This is a genomic window from Streptococcus sanguinis (assembly GCF_019929225.1).
Taxonomy (GTDB): Bacteria; Bacillota; Bacilli; order Lactobacillales; family Streptococcaceae; genus Streptococcus; species Streptococcus sanguinis_J.
Genome location: NZ_JAHZPA010000006.1, coordinates 152,454 through 175,779, shown reverse-complemented (window position 1 = coordinate 175,779; position 23,326 = coordinate 152,454). Strand labels below are relative to the sequence as shown.

Annotated in this window: 19 protein-coding genes and 12 tRNA genes; 30 read left to right on the top strand and 1 reads right to left on the bottom strand. The window is 44.1% G+C overall.

All coding sequences use genetic code 11. From position 1 onward, the window contains the following. Positions 1-24 precede the first annotated feature (24 nt). The 30 genes from K1I80_RS10310 to purH all read left to right on the top strand — a co-directional run bounded on the left by K1I80_RS10310 (position 25) and on the right by purH (position 21,104). A tRNA-Gly gene (locus tag K1I80_RS10310) sits at positions 25-96 on the top strand. Positions 97-103: 7 nt separating this feature from the next. Continuing rightward, positions 104-189, top strand: a tRNA-Leu gene (locus K1I80_RS10305). 31 nt (positions 190-220) lie between these two features. Then, positions 221-294, top strand: a tRNA-Arg gene (locus K1I80_RS10300). Positions 295-313: 19 nt separating this feature from the next. Further along, positions 314-387: transfer RNA gene (locus K1I80_RS10295), tRNA-Pro, on the top strand. A gap of 5 nt (positions 388-392) precedes the next feature. Continuing rightward, positions 393-466, top strand: a tRNA-Met gene (locus tag K1I80_RS10290). A gap of 13 nt (positions 467-479) precedes the next feature. Next, positions 480-553: transfer RNA gene (locus tag K1I80_RS10285), tRNA-Ile, on the top strand. A 12-nt stretch (positions 554-565) separates the two neighbouring features. Then, positions 566-655 (top strand) — tRNA-Ser (locus K1I80_RS10280). A 19-nt stretch (positions 656-674) separates the two neighbouring features. Further along, a tRNA-Met gene (locus K1I80_RS10275) sits at positions 675-748 on the top strand. Positions 749-753: 5 nt separating this feature from the next. Further along, positions 754-826: transfer RNA gene (locus K1I80_RS10270), tRNA-Phe, on the top strand. A 20-nt stretch (positions 827-846) separates the two neighbouring features. Then, positions 847-917: transfer RNA gene (locus K1I80_RS10265), tRNA-Gly, on the top strand. A gap of 34 nt (positions 918-951) precedes the next feature. Continuing rightward, positions 952-1,025: transfer RNA gene (locus K1I80_RS10260), tRNA-Ile, on the top strand. A gap of 9 nt (positions 1,026-1,034) precedes the next feature. Continuing rightward, positions 1,035-1,122 (top strand) — tRNA-Ser (locus K1I80_RS10255). Positions 1,123-1,194: 72 nt separating this feature from the next. Continuing rightward, on the top strand, positions 1,195-2,010 hold the full coding sequence (gene mreC, locus K1I80_RS10250; RefSeq protein ID WP_223313745.1) for a rod shape-determining protein MreC: 816 nt from the start codon (positions 1,195-1,197) through the stop codon (positions 2,008-2,010). A 1-nt stretch (position 2,011) separates the two neighbouring features. Then, on the top strand, positions 2,012-2,512 hold the full coding sequence (gene mreD / locus K1I80_RS10245; RefSeq protein ID WP_223313744.1) for a rod shape-determining protein MreD: 501 nt from the start codon (positions 2,012-2,014) through the stop codon (positions 2,510-2,512). A gap of 96 nt (positions 2,513-2,608) precedes the next feature. Continuing rightward, positions 2,609-3,823: a peptidoglycan hydrolase PcsB gene (gene pcsB / locus K1I80_RS10240; RefSeq protein ID WP_223313743.1), complete on the top strand. Its 1,215-nt coding sequence runs from the start codon at positions 2,609-2,611 to the stop codon at positions 3,821-3,823. Between the two features lie 124 nt (positions 3,824-3,947). Further along, positions 3,948-4,913 carry a ribose-phosphate diphosphokinase gene (locus K1I80_RS10235; protein WP_002894321.1) on the top strand — a complete coding sequence of 322 codons (966 nt, stop codon included), beginning with the start codon at positions 3,948-3,950 and terminating at the stop codon, positions 4,911-4,913. A gap of 313 nt (positions 4,914-5,226) precedes the next feature. Next, positions 5,227-5,796, top strand: a complete 570-nt coding sequence (locus K1I80_RS10230; protein WP_002905703.1) for an LPKTxAVK-anchored surface protein — start codon at positions 5,227-5,229, stop codon at positions 5,794-5,796. Positions 5,797-5,890: 94 nt separating this feature from the next. Further along, positions 5,891-6,733: a class B sortase, LPKTxAVK-specific gene (srtB, locus tag K1I80_RS10225; protein WP_223313742.1), complete on the top strand. Its 843-nt coding sequence runs from the start codon at positions 5,891-5,893 to the stop codon at positions 6,731-6,733. A gap of 180 nt (positions 6,734-6,913) precedes the next feature. Continuing rightward, the gene (locus tag K1I80_RS10220; protein ID WP_223313741.1) at positions 6,914-8,086 is read left to right on the top strand and encodes a pyridoxal phosphate-dependent aminotransferase; all 1,173 of its coding nucleotides are present in this window, start codon (positions 6,914-6,916) and stop codon (positions 8,084-8,086) included. Then, the gene (gene recO / locus K1I80_RS10215; protein WP_223313740.1) at positions 8,079-8,852 is read left to right on the top strand and encodes a DNA repair protein RecO; all 774 of its coding nucleotides are present in this window, start codon (positions 8,079-8,081) and stop codon (positions 8,850-8,852) included. Before K1I80_RS10220 ends, recO begins: the two co-directional genes overlap by 8 nt. A 5-nt stretch (positions 8,853-8,857) precedes the next feature. Then, on the top strand, positions 8,858-9,856 hold the full coding sequence (gene plsX / locus K1I80_RS10210; RefSeq protein WP_223313739.1) for a phosphate acyltransferase PlsX: 999 nt from the start codon (positions 8,858-8,860) through the stop codon (positions 9,854-9,856). A gap of 2 nt (positions 9,857-9,858) precedes the next feature. Then, on the top strand, positions 9,859-10,107 hold the full coding sequence (locus tag K1I80_RS10205) for an acyl carrier protein (RefSeq protein WP_002898839.1): 249 nt from the start codon (positions 9,859-9,861) through the stop codon (positions 10,105-10,107). Between the two features lie 153 nt (positions 10,108-10,260). Next, positions 10,261-10,968 (top strand): phosphoribosylaminoimidazolesuccinocarboxamide synthase, encoded by a 708-nt coding sequence (gene purC / locus K1I80_RS10200; RefSeq protein ID WP_223313738.1) that lies wholly within the window; start codon positions 10,261-10,263, stop codon positions 10,966-10,968. A gap of 19 nt (positions 10,969-10,987) precedes the next feature. Further along, a complete protein-coding gene (locus tag K1I80_RS10195) occupies positions 10,988-14,722 on the top strand; it encodes a phosphoribosylformylglycinamidine synthase (RefSeq protein WP_223313737.1) in 3,735 nt (1,244 codons plus the stop codon). A 97-nt stretch (positions 14,723-14,819) separates the two neighbouring features. Then, on the top strand, positions 14,820-16,259 hold the full coding sequence (gene purF, locus K1I80_RS10190; RefSeq protein ID WP_223313736.1) for an amidophosphoribosyltransferase: 1,440 nt from the start codon (positions 14,820-14,822) through the stop codon (positions 16,257-16,259). Between the two features lie 14 nt (positions 16,260-16,273). Then, positions 16,274-17,482 (top strand): PDDEXK-like family protein, encoded by a 1,209-nt coding sequence (locus K1I80_RS10185; RefSeq protein WP_125435421.1) that lies wholly within the window; start codon positions 16,274-16,276, stop codon positions 17,480-17,482. Beyond that, positions 17,479-18,498: a phosphoribosylformylglycinamidine cyclo-ligase gene (gene purM / locus K1I80_RS10180; protein WP_223313735.1), complete on the top strand. Its 1,020-nt coding sequence runs from the start codon at positions 17,479-17,481 to the stop codon at positions 18,496-18,498. The genes K1I80_RS10185 and purM overlap by 4 nt, the downstream gene beginning before the upstream one ends. Then, positions 18,495-19,046: a phosphoribosylglycinamide formyltransferase gene (gene purN / locus K1I80_RS10175; RefSeq protein ID WP_223313734.1), complete on the top strand. Its 552-nt coding sequence runs from the start codon at positions 18,495-18,497 to the stop codon at positions 19,044-19,046. Before purM ends, purN begins: the two co-directional genes overlap by 4 nt. Positions 19,047-19,090: 44 nt before the next feature. Beyond that, the gene (locus K1I80_RS10170; protein WP_223313733.1) at positions 19,091-19,555 is read left to right on the top strand and encodes a GNAT family N-acetyltransferase; all 465 of its coding nucleotides are present in this window, start codon (positions 19,091-19,093) and stop codon (positions 19,553-19,555) included. Between the two features lies 1 nt (position 19,556). Beyond that, complete coding sequence (gene purH, locus K1I80_RS10165; RefSeq protein ID WP_223313732.1) at positions 19,557-21,104, top strand: bifunctional phosphoribosylaminoimidazolecarboxamide formyltransferase/IMP cyclohydrolase; 1,548 nt, start codon at positions 19,557-19,559, stop codon at positions 21,102-21,104. Between the two features lie 141 nt (positions 21,105-21,245). Here the strand turns inward: purH and K1I80_RS10160 are convergent, their stop codons facing one another. After that, positions 21,246-23,201 carry a GBS Bsp-like repeat-containing protein gene (locus tag K1I80_RS10160; RefSeq protein ID WP_223313731.1) on the bottom strand — a complete coding sequence of 652 codons (1,956 nt, stop codon included), beginning with the start codon at positions 23,199-23,201 and terminating at the stop codon, positions 21,246-21,248. Positions 23,202-23,326: the final 125 nt, after the last annotated feature.

The window sequence follows — 23,326 nt, the reverse complement described above, 5'->3', positions numbered from 1 at the left end:
GTAGCCGGCATTTTTGAATAGGATGCGAACGTAGTTCAGTGGTAGAACATCACCTTGCCAAGGTGGGGGTCGCGGGTTCGAATCCCGTCGTTCGCTTGAGGCGGCCGGGGTGGCGGAACTGGCAGACGCACAGGACTTAAAATCCTGCGATTGGTAACAATCGTACCGGTTCGATTCCGGTCCTCGGCATAGACTTGTAAGAGGCAGTAGAAGAAGATGAGCACCCTTAGCTCAACTGGATAGAGTACCTGACTACGAATCAGGCGGTTAGAGGTTCGACTCCTCTAGGGTGCATTAAGTAATAACTTAAGTTCGGGAAGTAGCTCAGCTTGGTAGAGTACTTGGTTTGGGACCAAGGTGTCGCAGGTTCGAATCCTGTCTTCCCGATAGATGGCGGTGTAGCTCAGCTGGCTAGAGCGTCCGGTTCATACCCGGGAGGTCGGGGGTTCGATCCCCTTCGCCGCTATAATGATCTTGTCGGACCTTTAGCTCAGCTGGTTAGAGCTCTCGGCTCATAACCGAGTGGTCGTAGGTTCAAGTCCTACAAGGTCCATAGTGTTATCTTGGAGGATTACCCAAGTCCGGCTGAAGGGAACGGTCTTGAAAACCGTCAGGCGTGTAAAAGCGTGCGTGGGTTCGAATCCCACATCCTCCTTAGGGACGAATAGTAATGACGCGGGATGGAGCAGCTAGGTAGCTCGTCGGGCTCATAACCCGAAGGTCGTAGGTTCAAATCCTGCTCCCGCAATAGTTGGCTCGGTAGCTCAGTTGGTAGAGCAATGGATTGAAGCTCCATGTGTCGGCGGTTCGATTCCGTCTCGCGCCATACATTATCATAGTGGTGATGCGGGTGTAGTTTAGTGGTAAAACTACAGCCTTCCAAGCTGTTGTCGCGAGTTCGATTCTCGTCACCCGCTTTGAACGAAAGTTCATACCAAGTTTTTGGAACTTGGGCGCGTAGCTCAGGTGGTTAGAGCGCACGCCTGATAAGCGTGAGGTCGGTGGTTCGAGTCCACTCGTGCCCATTAAATATTGGAGAATTACTCAAGAGGCTGAAGAGGACGGTTTGCTAAATCGTTAGGTCGGGTAACCGGCGCGGGGGTTCGAATCCCCCATTCTCCGTATAATGAGGAGTTTAGCATTTGCTATCTCCTTTTCTTATACTTTCTCGTCCTGTTTAGTGAGGTTTTTCTGATGAATCGATTTAAAAAATCTAAGTTTCTGATTTCTTTTTTTGTATTAGTTGTTGCAATGACGATACTTATCTTATCTACCTCTTCTAGTTGGTTTGTATCAACTACTTCAAATATTATTTCATTGGTAGATAGACTTGTCAGCTCTCCTTTTGCTTTTCTAGCTGATAAAAAAGAAGAAATGTCAGATTTGATGTCTACTTATAGAGAGAATCAGCAGCTCAAGAAAAATCTTTATGAGGTTGAGGAAAAGGCTGGGAAGGTAGATTCCTTAGAAGATGAGAATGAGCAGTTGCGAAAACTTCTGGAATTTAAAGAGGCTGATAAAAATCAAGTTCAAATTGCCAGCGAAGTGATTGCCCGTACGCCAGCATCCTGGAAAAACGAGCTGACCATTGACAAAGGGACATCTGATAATGTGACAGATGCTATGTTGGTAGTAGCTAATGGTGGTCTAGTAGGAAGCGTTTCTGAAACCAGTAGTCAGTCTAGCTTAGTTTCTTTATTGACTAACGAGGAAAACTCAACTAAAATTTCTGTTAGGATTCAAACGAAGTCTGGTCCAGTTTATGGGATTATTACTGGTTATGATGAAAAAAACTCTGCTTATATCATCAGTCAGTTAAATAGTGCTGAAGATATAAAAGAGGGAGATGAGGTGGCAACCAGTGGCTTGGGTGCTTATAATGCAGAAAATATTCCTGTCGGTAAGGTGCTTTCTGTATCTGAGGCTAAGGATCAGTTAAACAAGGTTGTCCTGGTTAAGCCGGCTGCTGATTTGTCGGATATCCGTGCTGTAATGTTGGTAGGGAACTGATATGAGAGATATTAAAGAACATCTTTTGACTCCTATTATTTTATTTTTTGTTTTATTGATCGATGGGCAGATTTCGACTTTTCTGGCTAATATTCTGCCTTTGCAATGGCACCTAGTCAGTCATTTTATCTTTATTTTCATGCTTTTTGTTTCCATCAACCTCTCTAAAAACTATAATATTCTCTTATTTTGCTGTCTGGGGCTGATTTACGATGTTTATTATTTTCATACCATCGGTATTGCTCTTATTCTTTTTCCTTTTTTAAGTTTCTTGGTTTGTCAGTCTAGTTCGACTATGCTTTTAAATAAATTTACTCGCTTTTTATCTGTTCTGATTCTTGTATTTTTATTTGAATTAACCAGTTTTGCTTTTGCAGCATTTTTGAATCTTTCTAGTCTGAATTTGCAGGATTTTGTCCTTAGCAGTTTAGTACCGACTATCCTTCTCAATGGCCTGATATTCCTCATTTTTCAGCCTATTTTCGAAAAAATGTATTTATGATAAACAAGAAATAAAAATGTAATAAAGGCGTAACATATGATACAGCATTTTCTGGTATACTAGTTAATGTCTTATAAGAAGGAGTGTATTATTTTTATGAAGAAAAAACTACTCACATCAATTTTATTGAGTACGGTTATCCTTTCACAAGGAGCTGCACTTGTGAGCGTTAAAGCGGAGACAACTGATGAAAAGATTGCTGCACAAGACAGCAAGATTAATAGTTTGACAGAGCAACAACAATCAGCTCAGGCACAAGTCAACGAGATTCAAGGTCAAGTATCTGCTATTCAAAAGCAACAAGAAGAGCTTAAAGCAGAAAATGAAAAATTGTCTGCTGAATCTGCAAGACTTTCTGCTGAGATTGATGAACTGTCTAAAAACATCGTAGCTCGTAATGAGTCACTTGCAAATCAAGCTCGCAGTACCCAAACAAATGGAACTGCTACTAGCTACATCAATACAGTTGTGAATTCTAGCTCTATCACAGAAGCTATTTCTCGTGTAGCAGCTATGAGCGAAATTGTTTCAGCAAATAATAAAATGCTGGAACAACAAAAGAAAGATAAAGAAGTAATTGCTGAAAAGCAAGTTGCGAATAATGAAGCTATCAATACTGTAATTGCTAACCAAGAGAAGTTAGCTGATGATGAGCAAGCTTTGGCAACAAAACAAGCTGAACTGAAAGCAGCTCAGGCAAGTCTTGCAGCTGAAAAAGCGACTGCTGAAAACGAAAAGAATTCTCTTCTTGAAGAAAAAGCAGCAGCTGAAAAAGCAGCAGCTGAAGCGGCAGCTCTTGAAGCAGCTTATAAAGCAGAGCAAGAATCAAAACGTCAAGCAATTGAAGCTTCAGGAAATACTACCCTGCAAGCTCAGGTTCAAGCAGTTGTTAATTCAGCTCCAGCAGCTGAAGCAGCGGCTCCAGCAGCACCTGCAGTAACTCAATCTGTTGCCCGTGCGAATAGACCAGTTTATAGCTCATCTGCATCTTCTTATCCAGTAGGTCAATGTACTTGGGGTGCTAAGACATTAGCTCCTTGGGCTGGCGATTACTGGGGTAATGGCGGACAATGGTCTGCAAGTGCAGCAGCAGCAGGCTTCCGTGTTGGTTCACAGCCAGAAGTTGGAGCGATCGCATGTTGGACTGACGGTGGATATGGACACGTTGCAGTAGTAACAGCTGTTCAATCTACTACAAGCATCCAAGTATCAGAAGCAAACTATCTTGGACAACAATCAATTGGTAACTACCGTGGATGGTTTAATCCAACAACTGCACAAGGTACAGTTTCATATATCTATCCGAACTAATCAGTAAAAAGCGCCTCTGGCGTTTTTTATTTTTAATTGAAAAATCAATTGAAAAAAGTTACAATGGTAGTTGGGAAAAGTTGTAATTGGACAATGAAAGACGATTTAGAATCTGGAGGGAATCATGTCTTTTTCTGATTTAAAACTCTTTGCTCTTTCTTCTAATCAAGAATTAGCGCAGCGTGTTGCTCAAGAGATTGGATTGCCACTTGGGAAATCAACTGTTCGTCAGTTCTCTGATGGAGAGATTCAAGTGAATATTGAAGAATCTATTCGCGGGAAACACGTCTTTATTTTGCAGTCTACCAGCTCGCCAGTCAATGATAATTTGATGGAAATCTTGATTATGGTAGATGCTTTGAAACGGGCTAGCGCTGAATCCATTAATGTTGTCATGCCTTACTATGGCTATGCTCGGCAGGATCGCAAGGCTAGAGCTCGTGAGCCAATTACATCTAAATTAGTTGCTAATATGTTGGAAATTGCTGGTGTGGATCGGATGCTGACTATTGACTTGCACGCAGCGCAAATCCAGGGCTTCTTTGATATTCCAGTGGATCACTTGATGGGTGCACCTTTGATTGCTGATTACTTTGAGCGCCGTAATATGACAGGAGGAGACTATGTGGTAGTCAGTCCTGACCATGGTGGTGTGAGTCGGGCTCGTAAGTTAGCAGAGTTTCTGAAAACCCCGATTGCCATTATTGATAAGCGCCGCAGTGTGGACAAGATGAATAGCAGTGAAGTCATGAACATCATTGGTAAGGTGGAAGGAAAAACTTGTATCCTAATTGATGATATGATTGATACAGCGGGAACTATCTGCCATGCAGCTGACGCTCTCGCTGAAGCAGGGGCTGTAGAAGTCTATGCTAGCTGTACTCATCCAGTCTTATCTGGTCCTGCTATGGATAATATTCAAAAATCAGCGATTAAAAAATTGGTTGTGCTGGATACGATTTATCTGCCTCAAGAGCGCTTGATTGATAAGATTGAGCAGATTTCAATTGCGCATCTTTTAGGAGAAGCCATTGTCCGTATTCATGAAAAACGGCCACTGTCACCCTTGTTTGAAATAGGCAAAAAATGATCTGAGATATATGGCTGGGATACTTGATTTCTGGCCTCTTTTTTATTTTATTCCTACTATCTTTTTAAAAAAAGTCCAACATTCACTTTGAAAGAAAAATCAAATTACTTGATGTTTCAAATATAAATAAATGACCATTTAAATAGTTGGTAAATTGACAATTTGTCTCATCCCTTGGTATTATTTGGTTTTAAAAATTTTTATGTAGTAAAATTCTTGACTTTTTTTAGAGTTCGAACTATACTTATTAGTAGGTAATATTAGGTAACGGGGAGTTACAATTATTTTTGAAAAGTAACGAGGAGATGAGATAATGAAAAAGGTTTTGCTTTCAAGTGCTGTAGCCCTTTCACTTTTCGCGGCTGCTGCACCAGTATTTGCTGAGGGTACAGCCAGTCTTTGGGTTAATGACATTGATAATAATGAAGTTCCCCAAGGCAGTACGGACTCAGAATCTAATAAAGTTATGGATGAATTGCAGGCCTATAGAGATGCACAATCAGCTCTGGATCAGCAAGTTGCTGAAGCTAAGAAAGCTCCAGTTGGCAAAAGTGCTGTGATGGAGGATCAAGCTGGTAACAAAGTTCTTGTTATCGGTGAGGGAGAGTCGGCTAATGCGGATCAGCCTTCAGTGGCACCATCTACTACAGATCCATCTACACCGGCTTATTCGGCAGCACCTTACTCCACAGCCTCTTCATCAGTTCCGACTTTTCCAGCACCGTCTCAATCTTCGGCGGCATCCTCTTCAACAGCAGGTAAAAAGAAAGCTAAAAAATCAGAAAATAAAGCAAAAAAAGCTCCGGAAGCAAAAGAAGAGAACAAGGAAAATGAGGAAAATTCTGAAGAAAAGTCACTTCCTAAGACAAGTGCAGTCAAATAATTTTGTCTTTAATTTGTGCTAACGCCTAAATATCACTGAGCCTTTGTTCGGTGATATTTTTTGTAAAAAATGAAAAATAAAGGATTTTTAGATTATGCAAGAAAAAGATAGGAGTCAAGCTTCGAATAAGAAACAGCTCCTTGTTGTTGGCATCTGCCTCCTGCTAGTTGTTCTGGTTATTGTTTCTGTTTTTTATTCTTTCCGTTCATCAGTATCAGGTAGCAAGCTTCGAGTTTCGCATCCTAGCAGGATTGAAACGTCAAGCTCATCTGCATCTTCAAGTCAGACAGAAAAGGATTATTTAGCAGAGCGTTTTGCTAAGCTGAAGGCTGTGAATTCAGAAACGATAGGCTATGTCTATGCTCCTGGTACACAGTTGGATGAGCCAGTGGTGCAAACGAAAGATAATGAGACTTATCTGCTGAAGACTTTTGAAGGAAAGCAAGAACCCTATATGGGAGCGGTCTTTATGGATAAGGACAATCAGAAAGATTTCAGTGATCGTCTGACTTGGCTTTTCGGGCATGCTCGGGGCAGCAAGGCAGGAGATCATCGCATGTTTAATGATGTCAACTACTATGATCGTCAGGATTATTTTGACAAACATAGATATGTCGTGATTGAGACTCCTGATCGTAAGTATTATTATCAAGCTATGGGACTGGTTATCGTGCCGGAAGAGACTGCTTTTTATCGGACGGAGTTTAAGGACGACGAGGACTTTACGACTCAGCTCAGAAATATCTATGAAGCTGCTCGGACTAAGGATCCTAAGATCCAGATTAAGGCGAGTGACCGGTATTTGGTTCTCTCAACCTGCCGTGAGGAAGATGACACGATTCGTTCCAACCTTTATTTGCGGCAGATTCCTGATTCGGAATTGGAAGATTTTCTGACCAAGCATGGCAAGGAATTGACTTATACTCCGACTCGTTGACTGGCCAGTCACGTGAGATGCAGCTATAACCATTATCTGCCAGAGAAGAATTTTAAGGCAAGGAAAAAAGGGACTGAGTGCAATCTTAGTCCTTTTCTCTGTATGGAAAATCATGTAATAGCTTTTGCTATGCTTCTGCATTTATAGTATAATAGTTCTATTGAGCGGCTGGAGGTATGTATGGATTTAAGTAAGAAATTTAATAAAAACTTAGAAAAAATAGAAATTTCGCTGATTCGTCAGTTTGACCAATCAATTTCTGCTATTCCGGGAGTTCTTCGGCTAACCTTAGGGGAGCCGGACTTTACAACACCGGATCATATCAAAGAAGCAGCCAAGGCGGCGATTGATGCTAATCAAAGTCACTACACTGGTATGAGCGGTCTCTTGGAGCTGCGTCAGGCGGCTAGCAGCTTTGTGAAAGAAAAGTACAATCTGCACTATCGCCCGGAAGATGAGGTTTTGGTCACAATTGGGGCGACAGAGGCCTTGTCAGCTACGCTGACAGCTATTTTAGAAGAAGGAGACAAGGTCTTGCTGCCAGCTCCTGCTTATCCAGGCTATGAGCCCATTGTCAATCTAGTAGGGGCGGAGATTGTCGAGATTGATACAACGGCCAATAACTTTGTCCTCACTCCAGAGATGCTGGAAGCAGCTATTTTGGAGCAGGGCGAGCAGTTAAAAGCGGTCATTCTTAATTATCCAGCCAATCCGACCGGCGTGACTTATTCGCGGGAGCAGATAAAAGCTCTGGCGGATGTCCTAGGAAAATACCAAGTCTTTGTGGTCTGCGATGAGGTCTATTCTGAGCTGACCTATACGGAGCAGGGGCATGTCTCCATCGCGGAGTATCTGCCAGACCAAACTATCGTCATCAACGGCCTGTCTAAGTCTCATGCCATGACTGGCTGGCGGTTGGGCTTTATCTTTGCTCCAGCAGTTTTCACTGCTCAGCTGATTAAGAGCCATCAGTATCTCGTAACAGCGGCCAATACCATGGCTCAGTTTGCTGGTATTGAAGCCCTGACAGTTGGGAAAGATGATGCGGAGCCAATGAAGGCTGAGTATATACAGCGCCGCGATTATATCATAGGGAAAATGGCTGAGCTAGGCTTTAAGATTATCAAACCAGACGGGGCTTTTTATATCTTTGCTAAGATACCAGATGGTTATAATCAAGATTCTTTTGCTTTTCTGCAGGATTTTGCAGAGAGGAAGGCTGTGGCCTTTATCCCGGGAGCAGCTTTTGGTCAATACGGGGAAGGCTATATCCGTCTGTCCTATGCGGCTAGTATGGAGACGATTCGAGAAGCCCTGAAACGCCTCAAGGACTACATGGAGGACTATGCTTAAATCTCTAACAAGTCAAGGTCTGGTTCTCTATAACCGCAATTTCCGTGAGGATGATAAGCTGGTCAAGATTTTTACGGAACAGGCTGGTAAGCGTATGTTTTTCGTCAAGCATGCTGGTAAATCCAAGCTAGCACCCGTCATTCAGCCTTTGACTGCGGCGAATTTGCTGATGAAAATCAATGATGATGGTCTTAGCTATATCGAGGACTATCAAGATGTGGTCACCTACCATCGCATCAATGAGGACTTATTCATCATGGCCTATGCCAGTTATGTTGCAGCCTTGGCAGATGCCAGTCTTCAGGATAATCATCCAGATCCGGCGCTCTTTGCTTTTCTGCAGAAAACCTTGGAGCTGATGAATAGTGGTCTGGACTATGAGGTGCTGACCAATATCTTTGAGATTCAGATTTTGTCACGTTTTGGAGTTTCGCTGAACTTCCATGACTGTGCCTTTTGTCATCGGACGGGTCTGCCTTTTGACTTTTCTTTCAAATATAGCGGAGTCCTTTGCCCTGAACATTACCATCAGGATGAACGGCGCTGTCATCTGAATCCAAATCTTCCTTTTCTGCTGGACCAATTTCAGGCGGTCCGCTTTAGCGAATTGGAGACCATTTCTTTGAAGTCAGATATTAAAAAGCAGCTGCGGGATTTTATCGACCTGCTCTATGATGAATATGTCGGCATCCATCTCAAATCCAAAAAATTTATAGATTCTCTGGGGGACTGGGGAAGCATTTTAAAAGATAAGAACGAGGAATAAATCGAATGAAAAAAATAGCTGTTGATGCTATGGGAGGGGACAATGCCCCTCAGGCTTTGGTGGAAGGAGTCAATCGAGCGGTACAGGAGTTTTCGGATATTGAAATTCTCCTTTATGGCGATGAGGCGAAAATTAAGCCTTTTCTGACTGCTGGTGAGCGGGTCCGCATCATCCACACGGAGGAAAAGATTGACTCGGACGACGAGCCGACAAAGGCCATTCGTCAGAAGAAAGAGGCTAGTATGGTGCTGGCAGCCAAGGCTGTGAAGGCAGGGGAGGCAGATGCCATGTTGTCTGCTGGAAATACTGGAGCGCTTTTGGCGGCAGGTTTCTTTATCGTAGGGCGTATCAAGAATATTGACCGACCAGGTCTCTTATCTACTATGCCAACGGTTGGCGGTCAGGGATTTGATATGCTAGATCTGGGAGCCAATGCTGAAAACACAGCCCATCATTTACACCAGTATGCGACTTTGGGTTCTTTCTATGCTGAAAATGTCCGAGGAATCAAAAAGCCGCGAGTGGGTCTTTTGAATAACGGAACGGAAAGCAGCAAGGGCGACCCTCTGCGCAAGGAAGCCTATGAGCTTTTAGCTGGGGATTCGACACTTAACTTTATCGGCAATGTAGAAGCGCGTGATTTGATGGATGATGTGGCGGATGTTGTCGTTGCAGATGGTTTTACTGGTAATGCAGTTCTGAAATCAATTGAGGGAACTGCTATCAGTATCATGGGTCAGCTGAAGAAGTCTATTTTAGGCGGTGGTTTCAAGGCTAAATTGGGAGCTTGGCTGCTCAAGGACAGCCTGCGAGGACTCAAAAATAGTCTGGACTATTCTAGTGCAGGCGGTGCAGTTCTATTCGGTTTGAAAGCGCCTGTTGTCAAAACGCATGGCTCTAGCGATGTTAAGGCTGTTTATAGCACGATTCGTCAGATTCGGACCATGTTGGAAACGGATGTTGTTGGTAAATCGGTCATTGAATTTTCAGATGCAAAGGAGTAACCATGAGCGAAAAAGAAATTTATGCAAAAATTGTCGAAATCATTCAAGAACATGACAGCAGTAAGCTGCATGTCACTCCAGAGTTGAATTTGAAAGAAGAACTGGGAGTGGACTCTGTTGATTTGATGGAGTTTATCATCAATCTGGAAGAAGCTTTTGATATTGAGATTCCTGACGAGGATATGGATAACTTCAAAACAATTTCCGACGTGGTGGCTTATATCCACGAAAAACTGAAGAAGCAACATTAAAAATCAAAGATCGGTATCTTCCGGTCTTTTTTCGTATCTTGGAAAGGAAACGATTTCTTTAACTAGGTACATAAAGTTTATACGGAATTTCTTGTAAAATATATTCAAAGATGATAAAATGAGGGTATAAAACCACGAAAGGCGAATATTAAAATGTCTAATAAGTTATTATATTCGGGAAAAGCTAAGGATATTTTCTCTACAGATGATGAGCAAGTCATTCTGGCACGCTACAAGGACCAGGCAACGGCTTTTAATGGAGTCAAGAAGGAGCAGATTGCTGGTAAAGGAGTGCTCAACAACCAGATTTCATCTTTTATTTTTGAGAAACTCAATGCAGCTGGTGTGGCGACGCATTTCATTGAGAAGGTTTCGGATACAGACCAGTTAAATAAAAAAGTGGAGATTATTCCTTTGGAAGTGGTGCTGCGCAATTACACAGCGGGTTCTTTTTCCAAACGTTTTGGAGTAGAAGAGGGCATCGCGCTTGAAATTCCGATTGTGGAATTTTACTACAAAAATGATGATTTGGATGATCCTTTCATCAATGACGAACATGTGAAATTCTTGAAGATTGCCAGCGATCAAGAAATTGCCTTTTTGAAAGAGGAGACTCGTCGGATTAATGAACTCTTGTCAGACTGGTTCCGCCAAATCGGACTGAAATTGATTGATTTCAAGTTAGAGTTCGGCTTTGACAAAGATGGCAAGATTATTCTGGCAGACGAATTTTCACCAGATAATTGCCGTCTCTGGGATGCGGAAGGCCATCACATGGACAAGGATGTTTTCCGGCGTGGCCTTGGTGAACTGACAGATGTCTATCAGGTTGTTTGGGAAAAATTGCAGGCGATTAGGTAAGGACAGGGTGTGAAAAATCATGGACAAGCGTATTTTTGTAGAGAAGAAGAGCAACTTCGGTGTGAAGTCACAGAGCTTGGTGAGAGAGCTGACGCATAATCTTCAGTTGAAAACATTGTCAGATCTTCGGATGATTCAAGTTTATGATGTCTTTCATCTGGCAGAAGATTTGGTCGCTCGGGCTGAAAAGCATATTTTCTCTGAGCAAGTGACTGATAGATTGCTGGCGGAAGAGGAAGTAGAGGCTGCATTTGCAGAGACAGCGTTTTTTGCCATCGAAGCGCTGCCGGGTCAGTTTGACCAGCGGGCAGCCAGCTCTCAGGAGGCCCTCTTTTTGCTCGGCGCTGGGACAGATGTTCTGGTGAGGACTGCTCAGCTTTATTTGATCAATAAAGACATCTCAGACAGCGAGTTGAAAGCAATCAAGAAATACTTGCTGAATCCAGTTGATTCACGCTTTAAAGATATTGAGCAGCCGATCCAGCTGGAGCAATTCTCCGAGTCGGATAAGACCATTCCGGTTCTGGACTTCTTTAAGGACTATACGGAAGCGGACTTTAAAGCCTACAAGCAGGAGCATGGTCTGGCTATGGAAGTAGCAGATTTGCTCTTTATTCAGGACTATTTCAAGTCGATTGGCCGTTTCCCTACGGAGACCGAGCTCAAGGTTCTGGATACTTACTGGTCTGACCACTGTCGACATACGACCTTTGAGACGGAGTTGAAGAAGATTGATTTTTCTGCTTCTAAGTTTGAAAAGCAGCTGCAGTCTACTTATGATAAATACTTGGCTATGCGCGATGAGCTGGGACGTGGGGACAAACCGCAGACTCTCATGGATATGGCGACTATTTTTGGGCGCTATGAGCGAGCTAATGGCCGTCTGGATGACATGGAAGTGTCTGATGAGATTAATGCCTGTTCAGTAGAGATTGAAGTGGATGTGGATGGTGTCAAGGAGCCTTGGCTGCTGATGTTTAAAAATGAAACCCATAACCACCCAACAGAAATTGAACCTTTTGGTGGGGCTGCGACCTGTATCGGCGGAGCCATTCGTGATCCGCTTTCTGGCCGTTCTTATGTTTATCAGGCTATGCGGATTTCTGGTGCGGGCGATATTACTCAGCCGATTGCTGAAACGCGGGCTGGCAAGCTCCCTCAGCAGGTCATTTCAAAAACTGCAGCGCACGGCTATTCTTCTTACGGGAATCAAATTGGTCTAGCAACGACCTATGTCCGTGAGTATTTCCATCCAGGCTTTGTAGCCAAGCGGATGGAGCTAGGTGCAGTTGTTGGTGCGGCTCCTAAGGAAAATGTTGTCCGTGAAAAACCAGCGGCAGGTGATGTGGTCATCTTGCTGGGAGGCAAGACGGGCCGTGATGGTGTTGGTGGAGCCACTGGCTCGTCCAAGGTACAGACAGCTGCGTCTGTGGAGACGGCTGGCGCGGAAGTCCAAAAAGGAAATGCTATTGAGGAGCGCAAGATTCAGCGCCTCTTCCGCGATGGCAATGTGACTCGTCTCATCAAGAAATCCAATGACTTTGGGGCCGGCGGTGTCTGCGTAGCTATTGGTGAATTGGCAGATGGGCTGGAAATTGACCTTGACAAGGTGCCGCTCAAATACCAAGGACTTAATGGTACAGAAATCGCTATTTCCGAGTCGCAAGAGCGGATGGCCGTGGTGGTCCGCCCAGAAGATGTGGAACAATTTATCGCTGCAGCAGCTAAGGAAAATCTGCTGGCAGTCGTTGTGGCTAAAGTGACAGAAAAGCCAAATCTGGTTATGCACTGGAATGGGGAAACCATCGTTGATATTGAGCGGAGTTTTCTGGATACCAATGGTGTGCGCGTGGTTGTGGATGCCAAGGTTGTGGATGCTCAAGCAACATTGCCAGGGCAGGCTGTAACTTCTGAAGCAAGTCTGGAACAGGACCTCAAGAGCTTACTCAGTGACCTCAATCATACCAGTCAAAAGGGGCTGCAGACTATCTTTGACAGCTCTGTTGGTCGCTCTACTGTCAATCATCCTATCGGCGGGCGCTACCAAATTACGCCGACTGAGGCTTCTGTGCAGAAACTGCCAGTTGAACATGGTAAGACTGAGACGGTCTCTGTGATGGCGCAAGGCTACAATCCTTATGTGGCAGCTTGGTCACCTTATCATGGAGCAGCTTATGCAGTGATTGAAGCGACAGCTCGCTTGGTTGCTACTGGTTCGGACTGGTCCAAGGCTCGCTTCTCTTATCAGGAATACTTCGAGCGGATGGACAAGCAGGCTGAGCGTTTTGGACAGCCGGTCTCTGCTCTGCTTGGTTCGATTGAAGCTCAGATTCAGCTCGGTCTGCCGTCTATTGGTGGTAAGGATTCCATGAGCGGAACCTTTGAAGAATTGACCGTACCGCCGACCTTGGTAGCTTTTGGAGTGACTACTTCAACTGCTGGGCGCATTCTGTCTCCAGAGTTTAAGGCAGCAGGAGAGTCCATCTACTATCTGCCAGGACAGGTCTTGTCTCAGGATATTGACTTTGACTTAATCAAGAATAACTTTGAAAATTTTGCGGCCATTCAGTCCAAGTATCAGATTACAGCAGCAGCCGCTGTTAAATACGGTGGTCTGGCAGAGAGTCTGGCCTTGATGAGCTTTGGTAATCGTATTGGTGCTCAAGTGGATGTTGCTGATCTGCCTTCCGTTTTGCAGGCGCAGCTGGGCGGATTTGTCTTTACTAGTCCGAAGCAGGATATTCCAGGTGCAGTGAAGATCGGTCAGACCAAGTCAGACTTTACACTGATTGTCAATGGTGTCCAGCTTGAGGGAGCAGAGCTCTTGGCAAGCTTTGAAGGCCGACTAGAGCCTATCTACCCAACAGAATTTAAACAGGAAACAGTTATTGAAGAAGTGCCGGCTCTTGTCGCTGATACAGTTATCAAAGCCAAAGAGACAGTGGCGGAGCCGCTGGTTTACATTCCAGTCTTCCCTGGAACCAACTCAGAATACGATTCAGCCAAAGCCTTTGAAGCAGCTGGAGCCAAGGTCAATCTAGTTCCATTCGTTACTTTGGATGAAGCAGCCATTGTTCAGTCCGTTGACAGCATGGTTGACAATATTGACAAAGCGAATATCATCTTCTTTGCAGGCGGCTTCTCTGCTGCAGATGAGCCAGATGGATCCGCTAAGTTTATCGTCAACATCTTGCTAAACGAGAAGGTCAAGAAAGCCATCGATGCTTTCATTGCTCGCGGCGGTCTCATCATTGGTATCTGTAATGGATTCCAGGCTCTGGTAAAATCCGGTCTTCTTCCTTACGGAAACTTTGAAGAAGCAGGGGCTAGCAGTCCTACTCTCTTTTACAATGATGCCAACCAGCACGTGGCCAAGATGGTTGAAACCCGCATTGCAAATACTAACTCGCCTTGGCTGGCTGGTGTGCAAGTGGGAGATATCCATGCCATTCCGGTTTCTCATGGTGAAGGGAAATTTGTCGTGACAGCAGAAGAATTTGCTGAGCTGCGCGATAATGGTCAGATTTGGAGTCAGTATGTAGACTTTGATGGTCAGCCAAGCATGGACAGCAAGTATAATCCAAACGGCTCTCTCTACGCTATCGAAGGAATTATGAGTAAGAACGGCCAAATCATTGGGAAGATGGGTCACTCAGAACGTTATGAAGACGGCCTTTTCCAAAATATTCCAGGTCAGAAAGACCAGAAATTGTTTGAAAGCGCCGTTCGTTATTTCCAAGCGAGTCACGAATAAAGTTGGCTTGCAAGAGCAAGCAATCAAAAAGGAGTCTGCTTGGCCTGAAAGGCCAGGTTTTCTCCCTTTTACAAGACAAAAGAATTTAGGTAAAACCATGACATACGAAGTAAAGTCACTGAATGAAGAGTGCGGTATTTTTGGAATCTGGGGTCATCCACAGGCGGCTCAGGTCACCTATTTCGGGCTTCATAGCCTGCAGCACCGCGGTCAGGAAGGAGCAGGCATCCTGTCAAACGACCACGGAAAGCTCAAACGCCACCGAGATTTGGGGCTGGTTGCAGAGGTTTTTAGAAACCCAGCAGATTTGGATAATCTGACAGGAGAAGCAGCCATCGGCCACGTCCGCTATGCAACATCTGGCGGAGCTTCCATCAACAATGTCCAGCCTTTTTTCTTCAGTTTCTATGATATGCAGATGGGCTTGGCGCATAATGGCAATCTGACCAATGCCCATTCACTGAGACGGGAGTTGGAAAAGAAGGGTTCCATCTTTGCCAGCTCGTCTGATACGGAAATTCTCATGCACTTGATTCGCCATAGCGAGCAGGAAAATTTCTTAGACAAGCTTAAGGAATCCTTGAGACGAGTTCAGGGGGGCTTTGCCTATCTCATCATGAGAGAGGAAAAGCTCTACGCCGCGTTGGATCCTAATGGCTTTCGTCCTTTGTCCATCGGCCGCATGAAAAATGGGGCCTGGGTCGTTTCTAGTGAAACCTGTGCTTTTGAAGTGGTGGGTGCCGAATGGCTGCGCGACCTTGAGCCGGGGGAAATCGTGATTATCGATGATGAAAGCGTGACCTACGACAGCTATACGACAGATACCCAGCTGGCTATTTGCTCAATGGAATATGTCTATTTTGCTCGGCCGGACAGCGTCATTCACGGTGTCAATGTTCATGCAGCTCGCAAGCGGATGGGCCGCAGACTGGCTCAGGAATTCCAGCATGAGGCGGATATCGTTGTCGGCGTGCCTAATTCTTCCCTGTCAGCGGCCTCTGGCTTTTCCGAAGAGTCTGGCCTACCAAATGAAATGGGCCTGATTAAAAATCAATACATCCAACGGACTTTTATCCAACCGACGCAGGAGTTGCGAGAGCAAGGAGTTCGTATGAAATTATCTGCTGTTTCCAGCATTGTCAAGGGCAAGCGTGTGGTCATGGTGGATGATTCTATTGTGCGGGGAACAACCAGCCGACGTATCGTCCAGCTCCTACGAGATGCAGGTGCAGCTGAAGTCCATGTGGCTATCGGCAGTCCAGAACTAAAATATCCATGTTTCTACGGTATTGATATTCAGAATCGACGCGAGCTCATCTCGGCCAATCATACGGTTGATGAGGTTTGTGAAATTATCGGAGCTGACAGCCTGACCTACCTGTCGCTGGAAGGTCTCATTGAATCAGTTGGTATTGAGACGGACGCTCCGAATGGCGGACTTTGTGTGGCTTACTTTGACGGTCAGTACCCAACTCCGCTCTATGACTATGAAGAGCGCTATCTGGAAAGCCTGAAGGAGAAGACGAGTTTTTATTGAGAGGTAGATAAGGTTTGATAAATGAGGACAAACTAGCTAATTTTTTGCTTTATCTTGAAAATCAATCAGAAAAAGATTTTTCAAAATGGCTCACTGGTGTAAATATTTTTGAGATTCTTGGAATAGAAAGTGCAGAAATCCGTCATAGCCGAGTCCTAGCATGGTTGCTTGATCCAAGAGAAAATCATTATTTAAAAGATAAATTTTTGAAAAAATTTTTACTTAAAGTTATTCAGAATAATTTAGTAGTACCTGAGATAGAAACAACAGAGGTGTTATTGAAAGACTTTTCTAAAGGGGAAGTTTTTAGAGAAAGTAAAAATAATATTGATATTCTATTTTCTAACTCGGAGTATAAATTTAATCTTATCATTGAAAATAAAATATTTACTTCTGATCATGATAATCAACTTACAAAGTATCGAACATTTGTTGAGAATTCCTATGTTGGATACCGGAATATATATATTTACTTGACGCCTAATGGAGATAGTCCAGTAGATGCTAGTATTGAGGAAAGAAATTATTGGAAGTTACTTTCTTACAAAGAAGTTTCAGACATTTTAGAAGAGTTATTCCACGATGATAGTACTGATGATAAAGTAGCTTATATTATCAAAGAATACAATGACAATATTAGGAGAAATATTTTGAATGATTTAGAGTTGAAAGAATTGAGTGCAGAAATTTATTTTAAATACAAGGAAATTTTGGATCTTATTATTGATAATCGACCCACTACCAGCGTTTTTCGTGAAAAACTTATTGAGATTCTAAATAGTCTAAGCGAGCAGAATAGATTAATATTTAACGAAAAATATTGCTCTAAAACTTTTTTGCGATTTAGGACAAAACAGCTAGATGATTTTTTAGAGAATGTTATTAATGATAATAATAGAGAATGGTTAACAGGTTCGTCATATTTTTATGAAATTACTTACGATAATTTTCAGGCCGCTGTATATCTATCTATTTCTTTAAAGAATCAGACAGAAGTTCAGTCTAAGAAGTTGGCTACGGTAACTCATAGTAGTTATAGTAAATATGGATTTAATACATCAAATAGATTTTTAAGTTTTGATGCTTCTGAAGAAAATTTATTGCTTACAGAGACATTCAATAGTTTAATCAAATTCTTACATGAGAATCTTCAACAGATTGATGAATTTGAAAAGGATTTAATTCTCAAGTGGACCGAGTACCAAAAGGAGGGATTGGAATGAGTAAAAATGCATACGCTCAATCCGGTGTGGATGTTGAAGCGGGTTACGAAGTTGTTGAGCGAATCAAAAAACATGTAGCACGTACAGAGCGGGCTGGCGTCATGGGGGCGCTGGGTGGCTTTGGCGGCATGTTCGACCTATCTCAGACTGGGGTCAAGGAGCCAGTGCTAATTTCTGGTACGGATGGGGTCGGAACCAAGCTCATGCTGGCCATTCAGTATGACAAACACGATACCATTGGGCAGGACTGTGTGGCTATGTGTGTCAACGACATCATCGCTGCAGGGGCTGAGCCTCTTTACTTCCTGGACTATATTGCCACTGGGAAAAATGAGCCAGCAAAGCTAGAGCAAGTTGTTGCCGGTGTGGCTGAAGGCTGCGTCCAGTCTGGAGCTGCTTTGATTGGTGGAGAAACCGCTGAAATGCCTGGCATGTACGGTGAAGATGACTATGACCTGGCTGGTTTTGCAGTTGGGGTTGCTGAGAAGTCAGAGATTATTGACGGCTCTAAAGTCGCTGAGGGTGATGTCCTTCTGGGATTGGCGTCAAGTGGCATCCATTCAAATGGTTATTCTCTCGTTCGTCGTGTCTTCGCAGACTACACTGGTGAAGAAGTCTTACCAGAATTGGAAGGTAAGCAACTTAAAGAAATCCTGCTTGAGCCGACTCGTATCTATGTCAAGGCTTTGCTGCCGCTGATTAAGGAAAAGCTGGTTCATGGGATTGCCCATATTACTGGTGGCGGTTTTATCGAAAATGTGCCCCGTATGTTTGCCGATGACTTGGCTGCTGAGATTGAAGAAGACAAGATTCCAGTCTTGCCGATTTTTAAGGCCTTAGAAAAATATGGTCACATCAAGCACCAAGAAATGTTTGAAATCTTTAATATGGGGTTAGGGATGATTTTGGCAGTAGCACCTGAAAATGTGGCTCGTGTCAAAGAACTTCTTGACGAGCCTGTTTTTGAAGTCGGCCGGATTGTCAAAAAAGAAAGTGAAAGTGTCCTTATCAAATGAAAAAAATTGCCGTTTTTGCTTCGGGAAATGGATCAAATTTCCAAGTGATTGCTGAGCAGTTTCCTGTTGAATTTGTCTTTTCAGACCATCGCGATGCCTATGTGCTTAATCGGGCGGACAAGCTAGGCGTCAAAAGCTATGCCTTTGAGCTTAGAGAGTTTGACAGTAAGGCGGCTTACGAGCAAGCTATTGTAGACCTGCTAGAAGCGCATCAGATTGACTTGGTTTGCCTAGCAGGCTATATGAAAATCGTCGGGCCGACCTTGCTTAGTGCTTATGAAGGTCGTATTATCAATATTCACCCAGCCTATCTGCCCGAATTTCCAGGAGCTCATGGCATTGAGGATGCTTGGCAGGCTGGCGTCTCTGAGAGCGGCGTGACCATTCACTGGGTGGACTCGGGTGTGGATACTGGCAAGATTATCCAGCAAGTGCGCGTGCCACGACTAGCTGATGATACGATTGAAAGTTTTGAAGAACGCATCCATGCCGCCGAGTATCAGCTCTATCCTCATGTGCTTGAGAGTTTAGGGGTGGGGAGAAGGTAGGAAGTAAATCAAGCTTTGATTGTACAATATTACTAGGAGAAAAAATGATTGAGCTGAAATTAGTAGATGAGAGCAGTTTTCAGGCAGTGCTGGATTTGAAAATATCTGATGCTGATGAACGAGCACGTTTCGTAGCTCCAAATGTGCGCTCTTTAGCTGACGCATGGCTCTACCGGAAAAATGAAGATGTGTTTCCGATGGCAATCTATTGGGATAAGCAAGTGGTTGGCTTTCTCCTGCTGGAAATAGACAAGGATGAAGCGGAATACTTTATCTGGCGGATAATGATTGGTCAGCAGTACCAAGGAAGAGGTTATGGTAGAAAAGCCTTGGAAGTTCTAATCAAAGAGGCTCAGATGGATAGAGCTTGCAGTCATGTTATCGCAGATTATGTGGTTGGAAATGAAAAAATGAAGCACCTGCTAACTAGTCTGGGTTTTCAGGAAACAGGATTTATAGAAGAAAATAACGAAGTCGCTATGCGCTTGGACCTAAAGAAAGAGGAATAGAATGACGAAAAAAGCCCTAATCAGTGTATCAGACAAGACAGGCATTGTAGAATTTGCGAAAGAGCTGAAAGCTCTGGGCTGGGATATCATCTCAACCGGTGGTACCAAGGTGGCCTTAGACAATGAAGGAGTGGGCACCATTGCTATTGATGATGTGACTGGCTTTCCAGAGATGATGGATGGCCGTGTCAAGACCCTCCATCCAAACATTCACGGAGGTCTCTTGGCTCGTCGGGACTTGGATAGCCACTTGCAAGCGGCCAGGGAAAATCAGATTGAGCTCATTGACCTGGTCGTGGTCAACCTCTATCCTTTTAAGGAAACCATTCTCAAGCCGGGTGTTGAGTATGCGGACGCGGTGGAAAATATTGACATCGGTGGCCCCTCTATGCTGCGCTCTGCGGCTAAAAATCATGCCAGCGTGACAGTTGTCGTAGATCCGGCTGATTATGCTCTTGTTCTGGAAGAGTTGGCAGCAAATGGCCAAACGACCTATGAAACGCGGCAGCGCTTAGCAGCCAAGGTTTTCCGTCATACAGCGGCTTATGATGCCTTGATTGCGGACTATTTCACAGCTCAGGTGAACGAAAGCAAGCCTGAAAAGCTGACCTTGACTTATGAGCTTAAGCAGCCCATGCGCTACGGGGAAAATCCCCAGCAGGATGCTGATTTCTATCAGACTGCTTTGCCACTGGACTATTCCATCGCTTCGGCCAAGCAGCTGAATGGGAAAGAGTTGTCCTTCAACAACATCCGCGATGCAGATGCGGCCATTCGGATTATTCGAGATTTCAAGGATCGGCCAACTGTTGTGGCGCTAAAACATATGAATCCTTGCGGTATTGGTCAGGCGGATGATATCGAGACAGCTTGGGACTATGCTTATGAGTCTGATCCAGTTTCTATTTTTGGTGGGATTGTCGTCCTCAACCGTGAGGTGGACGCTGCGACAGCTGAGAAGATGCACGGTATTTTCCTGGAAATCATCATTGCACCGAGCTACACGGCAGAAGCGCTAGCTATTTTGACCAATAAAAAGAAAAATTTGCGGATTTTGGAATTGGCTTTTGATGCGCAGGCAGCTTCTGGAGTAGAGAAGGAAGTGACCGGTGTTCTGGGTGGTCTCCTCGTGCAAAACCAAGATGTTATCAAGGAGAATCCAGCTGATTGGCAGGTCGTGACCAAGCGCCAGCCGAGCGAGCAGGAGCGTGTTGCTTTGGAATTTGCTTGGAAGTCCGTCAAATATGTCAAATCTAATGGTATCATCATCACCAATGATTGTCAGGTGCTGGGAGTCGGTCCCGGTCAGACTAACCGTGTGGCTTCTGTCAAGATTGCTATTGAGCAAGCCCAAGATCGTCTTGACGGTGCTGCTCTGGCTTCTGATGCTTTCTTCCCCTTTGCGGACAATATCGAAGAAATCGCAGCAGCTGGTATCAAAGCTATCATCCAGCCGGGTGGATCTGTCCGTGATGAGGAGTCTATTATTGCGGCTGACAAGCATGGCTTGACTATGGTCTTCACAGGTGTGAGACATTTTAGACATTAAGAAATATAAAAAATCCTCGGTTCGTTATGAGCCGAGGATTTTTGAGTAGACTTATACTCAATGAAATTCATGAACAAACTAAGCAGGAGCAGTTTGCTCAAAGCACTGGTTTGAAGTGGTTTTGAGGAGTGCGAAAGCGATTTATTTAGGATAGATATAGGTCAGGCGGCCCCAGTAGGAAGCAGTTGGGTCAAACCAGCCACGGAAGTTGCTGATGTACTGCTTGCCGAGGTAGTTAGACTCTTGAATCTGGATGCGGGTATTGGATTCGACATGAGTCACAACACCGACGTGGCCGTAGCCGCCGTCATCCCAGCAGGCGATGGCGCCAACCTCAGGCGTACTACCAGTACGGAATCCAGCTCTTCTGGCACTAGCTGCCCATTGACCGCCGTTGCCCCAGTAATTTCCTGCCCAAGGAGCTAGAGCCTTGGCTCCCCAAGTGCATTGGCCGACAGGATAAGTTGTCGCATTAGCAGCGGCATAGTTAGGCTGAATATTAGCTGATTGAACGCTTGATTTCTCAACCTGATAGCTAGTTCCAGTCAGGCCGATTAACTGTCCTGCTTTTCTACGATAGACATGGGTGTTAAATAGACCGCTCCCCTTGTGATTCTGAGTATCTACGGTGAATTTGTAGGTTCCATTGCCGACCTTATTGGCGGTATACCATTTGATATCATCTTGCCCATTGACTTCTGACCAAGTTGGCAGAATAATATCGCCATCTCCGTAGGCGTCTGTCACTGTCACCTCATAGCGATTAGCCTCAGTTTTCCTGACTGCAACCTTGGCTTGAATTTGGTCGGTAGACATTGAGACGGCATCTGCTGCGTAGCTACGCTCACTGCCGTCCTTATAGGTGACATACACATGGTTGTTATAGGTTCCAGACAAAGCCTGATGATTACGGATATCAAAGGTTGCGCTGAAGGAGCCATCTCCGTTAGGAGTGGCTACATACCATTTAAGATTGCTCTGATTGCTAGTGCTCCAAATTGGCACCCGAACAGATTGAATAGGTTTAGATAAGCTAGTTTCGGTAGTTTTCACGGTGTAGGTCCCTTGTTTGGGGTTGATATTTTCCACCGTAAAAAGAGGTTTCTGTTCCTCGTCCGAAGGTAATTTTCCACTGTCAACTTCAACTGTCGTTCCTGTTATACCAGTTGATTCCGGTTGAACATAGCTTTGGCCGTAAAGGTGGATATTGTAAGCCCCAGTGTCGTAGTTATGTTTTCTGAGTTCCACCCGAGCGCTGTAGCTACCATCCGGATTTTTGCTTGTTTCGTACCATTGTAGATCATCTTGCCCTTTCTTATCAGACCAAGTAGGAAGAACAATTTGATGCATGGTGTCAGGTACGTTTTTGACAGTAATTTCCATGATACCGGTCTGAGGGAAGCTGGTTTCAACAGTAGGATTAGGTTTTTCTAAATTGAAAGTGGTCCCGTTTAAGCCAATCATCTTACCATCTTTATTTTCATAAGTATGAATATGATAAGTTCCATAGCCTTTGTGATTTGAAAGTTCAAATTCAGTAATATCTTGTCCTGCATTGTACCATTTGATATCATCTTGTCCATTTTCATCAGACCAAACAGCATGTAAAATATTGGAATTTATTTGGTCTTTGTTGCGATTAAAGTGAATTTGAGCGGTTTTCCCTAGGATATTAGAAGTGACATTAATGGCTGGTTTATCGAGAGTAAAGGTTGTTCCATTCAACCCAATTAATTTTCCATAGAGATCAATATAGGTATGAACATGAAAGGTTCCGTAACCTGGATGGTTACTCAGGTCAATGTCAGTGTTAGTAGTTGTTGTTGACGGTGCTTCATACCATTTGATATCATCCTGTCCGTTCTCCTCAGACCAAACAGCGTGGAGAATACGATGAGGTTCTTGAGCTTGGGAACGGGTATAACTAATAGAGGCTGTACGATCGTTCACAGTCACATCGACATTGCTGGCACGATCAGTAGGGCCTAGAATTTTGACTTCAGATTCAGGCGTTTCGGTCGCATGAACTGTTGAATGGCTCGCAAAGAGACCTAGGACAGCTCCGGATAATAAAAACAGTTTTTGATATTTCTTCATAAAACTCCTTTGTGAGAATGGTTTTGGATGGGCCCACCTGTATTATTCGGAAAACTTGTTTGAAAATGATAGTAAATTTGACAAGCCCTGAATATTTTTTGTCTAAAATGGGTACAATCTACTCA